The sequence below is a fragment of the Limnospira sp. PMC 1279.21 genome, from assembly GCF_032349615.1.
Classification (GTDB): domain Bacteria; phylum Cyanobacteriota; class Cyanobacteriia; order Cyanobacteriales; family Microcoleaceae; genus Limnospira; species Limnospira fusiformis.
The window spans coordinates 1-5,182 of record NZ_JARPLU010000241.1 but is presented as its reverse complement, the minus strand read 5'-3'; the positions used below and the strand labels follow the sequence as shown (position 1 = coordinate 5,182).

At 47.9% G+C, this 5,182-nt stretch carries 5 protein-coding genes; 3 read left to right on the top strand and 2 right to left on the bottom strand.

What is annotated here, in order from left to right; all coding sequences use genetic code 11:
- Positions 1-313: 313 nt before the first annotated feature.
- Both P5683_RS22480 and P5683_RS22475 read right to left on the bottom strand, forming a co-directional pair.
- Positions 314-541 carry a type II toxin-antitoxin system CcdA family antitoxin gene (locus P5683_RS22480; protein ID WP_006617421.1) on the bottom strand — a complete coding sequence of 76 codons (228 nt, stop codon included), beginning with the start codon at positions 539-541 and terminating at the stop codon, positions 314-316.
- A gap of 129 nt (positions 542-670) precedes the next feature.
- On the bottom strand, positions 671-2,485 hold the full coding sequence (locus tag P5683_RS22475; protein ID WP_223064846.1) for a transglycosylase domain-containing protein: 1,815 nt from the start codon (positions 2,483-2,485) through the stop codon (positions 671-673).
- Positions 2,486-2,718: 233 nt separating this feature from the next.
- Here P5683_RS22475 and P5683_RS22470 point away from each other — a divergent pair, with 233 nt between their 5' ends.
- The 3 genes from P5683_RS22470 (at position 2,719) to P5683_RS22460 (ending at position 5,013) form a co-directional block, all read left to right on the top strand.
- Entirely contained in the window at positions 2,719-2,937 is a 219-nt protein-coding gene (locus P5683_RS22470; protein ID WP_006623865.1) for a hypothetical protein, read from the top strand.
- Entirely contained in the window at positions 2,904-4,085 is a 1,182-nt protein-coding gene (locus tag P5683_RS22465; RefSeq protein ID WP_006623864.1) for a DUF58 domain-containing protein, read from the top strand. The genes P5683_RS22470 and P5683_RS22465 overlap by 34 nt, the downstream gene beginning before the upstream one ends.
- A gap of 322 nt (positions 4,086-4,407) precedes the next feature.
- Complete coding sequence (locus P5683_RS22460) at positions 4,408-5,013, top strand: superoxide dismutase (protein ID WP_006615995.1); 606 nt, start codon at positions 4,408-4,410, stop codon at positions 5,011-5,013.
- Positions 5,014-5,182 lie beyond the last annotated feature (169 nt).

The window sequence follows — 5,182 nt, the reverse complement described above, 5'->3', positions numbered from 1 at the left end:
ACAGCTACCTGAAAGGGGGGCACGAAGCCCCCGTGCTTCAGCCGGGGGTGCTGACCCGCTTCGGTCAAGGCTTAAACACCACCTTGCCCATCCATTGTACCCGTTTTAGGGTACAATGTCAACTGACACATTGAACCCGGATCAGTCTGGCGATCGCACCGTGGTTTACAAGGCTTTCCGCCCCCAACTCAATGACCATCAAGGTGGCTTGATGGTCAAACACGCCGGCTATGCTAGATTTTTGATGAGGCTCTCCCCACCTGCCTGCGGACCTGCCGGCGGTGAGGTAGACCGAGTGCGTCGCTGTTTTTGTTCAATCATTCCACTCGCCCCGGGGTGGCACGGGAGGGTTACGTTGTAGACTCAAAGCCAAATCATCTTCTGGGCGTTCTCCCCGCAACCATTGTCGGAGAGCGGTTTCAATGACTTTACTGGGATCATTAGTCAAGTGCTTGACCTGATCCAATAATTCCGAATCAATATGGATAGAAACCTCTACTTTGCTTGGTACACTAGAGGTCGAAGAAGTATTTAGATTCATGGCGCAAACATCCTAATTCAGAAAACCCAATACCTCCGGGGTTGATCCCGGAGGCTCAACTCAAGACTGAGTATGATTTAGGGACTTTATTCTATTGTACGATCTCAATCTCACCTGTTGCCCATCCGGTTAAGGTCGGGGAAAATTGGAAGCGGGAGTAAAACCAGTTTGAGGTTTCCCTACAGAGGCACGACTCATAAAGTCCCGCCATACCGGAGCAGCGACAGTTCCTCCTGTGACTCCCCTAGCCAGTCGAGTGAAGTCATCATTACCAACCCAAACCGCTGTCGATAAATGGGGAGTATAACCCACAAACCAGACATCGCGTTCGGAGGATGTAGTCCCAGTTTTCCCGGCTGCTGGTCGTCCTAGTCGGGCGCTGGTGGCAGTACCACTGGTAATTACCCCTTGCAACACATCATTTAGGGAGGCAACAGCCCACTGATTCAGAACTAAGCGAGGTGATGGGGTATTGTCAAGCAAGACATTTCCCTGGCTATCAGTGACTTGTACAATAAAAGTGGGGTCAGAATGCCAACCGTCATTAGCAAAAGTAGCAAAAGATGCAGCCATTTCCATAGGGGTGAGATCCACAGATCCTAGTGGTAAGGAAATGACGGGCTCCATAGGGCTAGTAATTCCCAGGAGGCGACAAACCTCGATTACCTGATTGAGTCCTACAGATTGACCCAGCTTGACGGCCGGAATATTCAGGGAGGTCTCTAAAGCTGATCTAATGGTAACAGCGCCGGAGAAGCCACCGCCATAGTTGCGGGGTGAATAATACCCAGACCCGTCGCGATAGCTAACAGGGGTATCTTGAACAATGGTACTAGGAGCGTATCTACCGGTAGCGAAGGCGGCATAGTAAACAAATGGCTTAAAGGCGGATCCAGGTTGCCGTTGAGCCTGAATAGCTCGGTTGAACTGGCTTTTATTATAATCAGACCCTCCCACCATGGCTTTGACAAAATGGGTAGTGGGGTCTACGGCGGCTAATGCGATTTGACCGTTATTGCGATCGCGATATACTCCTCGATAATAAAGGCGATCGTGCCATTCCCTCACCGTTCTTTCTGCCATGCGCTGGAAGTTCAAATCAATGGTCGTTTGAACCCGCATTCCCCCTTTCAGGACGGCATCACGACCAAACTCCCTAGTTAACTCCTGAACCACCGCTTCCGTCACGTATGGCAATTCACTGGTTCTAAATGAGGTGATCCTACCCACTAATAGGGGTTCTTTTCTAGCTTCCGCCGCCTCTTCTGGAGTAATCCAATTTAGATCTACCATGCGGTTAAGCACTTGAGCCTGTCGTTGTTTAGCTAGTGGATAATTAACAAAGGGGCTATAGTCTTCTGGGGCGGAAATTAAACCCGCAATCATCGCCGCTTCAGATAATCTCAGCTCCGATGCTGGTTTGTTAAAATAGCTTTGGGCGGCGGTTTCAATCCCATAAAGGTTATGACCCCAGTAAACCTGATTTAGGTATAATTCTAGAATTTCGTCTTTGTCTAAAATTTGTTCGAGGCGAATTGCCATGACCGCCTCAGCCGCTTTTCTGCTAATGGTTCTGCTGGGGGATAAAAACAGGTTTTTCACCAACTGCATGGTTATGGTCGAACCACCCTCTACGGTTTTCCCCCTTTCCAGGTTAGCAAGCATAGCTCGTACTATCCCGGTGGGATATATACCCCGATGATCATAAAAATGGCTATCTTCAATAGCTAATACCGCCCGTTTTGCATGGGGGGATATTTCATCAAGAGAAACTACTTCTCGGTTGGCTTCGTCGTGAAGGCTGGCTAAGTGTCTACCCTGAATATCGTAGATGTGGGTGGTTTCGGTGGGAATATAGTTTTGTAATACCCTTACGTCTGGTAAGTTACGGAAACTAACGGCTAGACCCACCAGCCCTCCTGCCACCACGGAACTGGCTAACATGGTTGTACCCAATATGGTTCCGGCGGTAACTTTGCTTACTGACTGGATGAAGTCAAATAAGCCTGACGGTGGCGACTCAAGCCTTTGTCTACCTCGGACTGTTACGTTTGTTAATGACACGCTGATTCCACTCCTTCCAGAAAACAAAGCTACAGGGTTTTCAACTTGATAATTAGCTTAGACCAGTTTTTCTCCTGTTAGCTCAAATCATAGAATATAGCATTGAGGATCTCATGTTAGCCCAATTGCTCAAAATTGACATTCAGCTAACCAGTAGGCGCGAGGCTTCTTGGTTTTTTTGCCAGTTGGGCGATCGCCAAAATTATAGACTGTTTCCAGTTTTTCTGATGAAACCGGAAACTTCTGGAGTTTTTGTTGAACTTTGGTTATCCTGGTGTGAGCGGCGCGATATTATGTTATGGGGTCAAAACGCAAAATTACTAATTGGTTAGAACGTAACTGGGTAACTCCGGCTTATGCTGGTTGGCTGTTAGGGTTTCTGACGGTTTTTTTCTTTGGGGCTGCTACTAATACTATGGCAGGGTGGCTGTATGTGATTAGTGGTATGGGGTTGGCTTTGTTATTGGCCGCGGCAATTCTGCCAGGGCGGAGTCTTCGTCCCCTTCAGGTTCGCCGCTACCCTATTACTCCGGTCAGTGTGGGCTCGCGCCTCACTTTTGAACTGGAAATCGAAAACCAGTCGAAAAAATCTTGTCCCCTATTTCAAATTTACGATCGCCTCCCCACAGAGTTGGGAGATGCTTCGGAGTCTATTGATGTCATTGGACCCGGACAAGTTTATCACTGGAAATATTCCCGTATTACTAAACGCCGGGGGATTTACCATTGGTCTGGGGTGAGACTGCGATCGGCTTCTCCCCTGGGGTTATTTTGGTGTAGTCGCGATCGCCAAGTTCCTGCTACAGCTATTGTTTATCCCACCGTATTGCCTTTAACTGCTTGTCCTATTGTTGATAGCATTGAAGTAGACCAAGGTCCAGAGATTTACTCTTGCTTTCGCCTTGATCAAGCCACAGAAGGCATTACTCGCACTTTACGCCCTTATCGTATCGGCGACCCTACTAGACTGATTCATTGGCGTTCTAGTGCTCGCTATGGGGATCTACGAGTCCGAGAATTGGAGGTCGCTATTGGGGGTCAGGAAGTAGTTATTTGTCTTGATAGTGCATTTTCTTGGGACCATACCGATTTTGAAACCGCCGTTTCTGTGGCTGCTTCTCTTTATTTCTACGCTCGTCGCGCTCAACTTAATGTACGGCTATGGACTGCCTCCGACGGACTGGTGGAAGGCAATTGGGGCGTTCTCTCCGTTTTGGCTGGGGTTATTGCGGGTCAATCTAATAGCACCATTGACCGCCCTGATGTTCCACTGATTTGGATTACTCAAAATTCTGACAGTATCATGAGCCTTTCCCCTCAGAGTCGTTGGCTACTTTGGCCACTGCCTGCCCCACAAAATCATGGCGCGCGCTCCGGGTTGGGGATGCAATATGGCTCCGATGCGATCGCTCCCTGTCCCGGTGTAAGGATTAATCCCGCTGAACCTCTGGTTCCACAATTGCAGGCCCAAAATAATTGACTTTGACAAGCCGCCCGGCGGGTTTAGTAAGTTAGCCGATGGGAATCATCCCTGAATGCAGAACCATCCCCTAAATGGGCATTAAAGCGCGGTATTCTCAAAACTAATTGCACCAAGATACTGGGGTTTACCTGCCACCGGGTAGGAGATAAGCCGAGGGGGCAGACCTTCACAAACCAAAGTTAGCCCGACTAGATTTGTTTTAGTGACCGTTGATGGTATATGATCAGGATATTGTAAAGTTTTATGTAGGCTCGCTCATAAATTTGTCCCGTTCAAGACAAATCGAGAAGCCTAGATATTTGAGAGAGGAGAAAACACAATGGCTTTTGAACTTCCCAGTTTACCTTTTGATCAGGATGCACTAGAGTCTAGCAAAATGTCCGCTAATACTCTATCCTACCATCATGGTAAGCACCATGCAGCTTATGTCAAAAACCTTAATGCTGCTATTGAAGGTACAGACATGGCTAATATGTCCCTGGAAGAGATCATCAAAGCCACTTACAATGATCCTTCTAAGTCTGGTATATTTAATAACGCTGCCCAAGTCTGGAATCACAGTTTCTTCTGGAAGTGCCTCAAGCCCAATGGTGGTGGTCAACCTACAGGAGCTTTGGCTGACAAGATTCAAGCAGATTTCGGTAGCTTTGACGCATTCATTCAAGAATTTAAGAACGCAGCGGCTACCCAGTTCGGTAGTGGTTGGGCTTGGCTAGTCCTGGATAATGGCACACTGAAAGTTACCAAGACTGCTAATGCTGTTAACCCCATGGTTGAGGGTAAAACTCCCCTGCTAACTCTCGATGTTTGGGAACACGCCTACTATCTGGACTTCCAAAATGCGCGGCCAGGTTTCATCGATAACTTTATCGAAAATCTGGTTAACTGGGACTTTGTAGCTGAAAATCTCGCGTCTGCCAGCTAATATCTTTGATATTCCTTTCAGCCAACCTAGCTAACCTGCTCTAGCTTAATCTGTACCCCCCCTCAAAGGCAATATTGGGGGGCGGTCAGTTGAGAGGGGCGGGTAATTTTTGATTATTTATAGCACAAGACAGAACACTTAGGACGTATAATGGAGAGGACGAGATGAC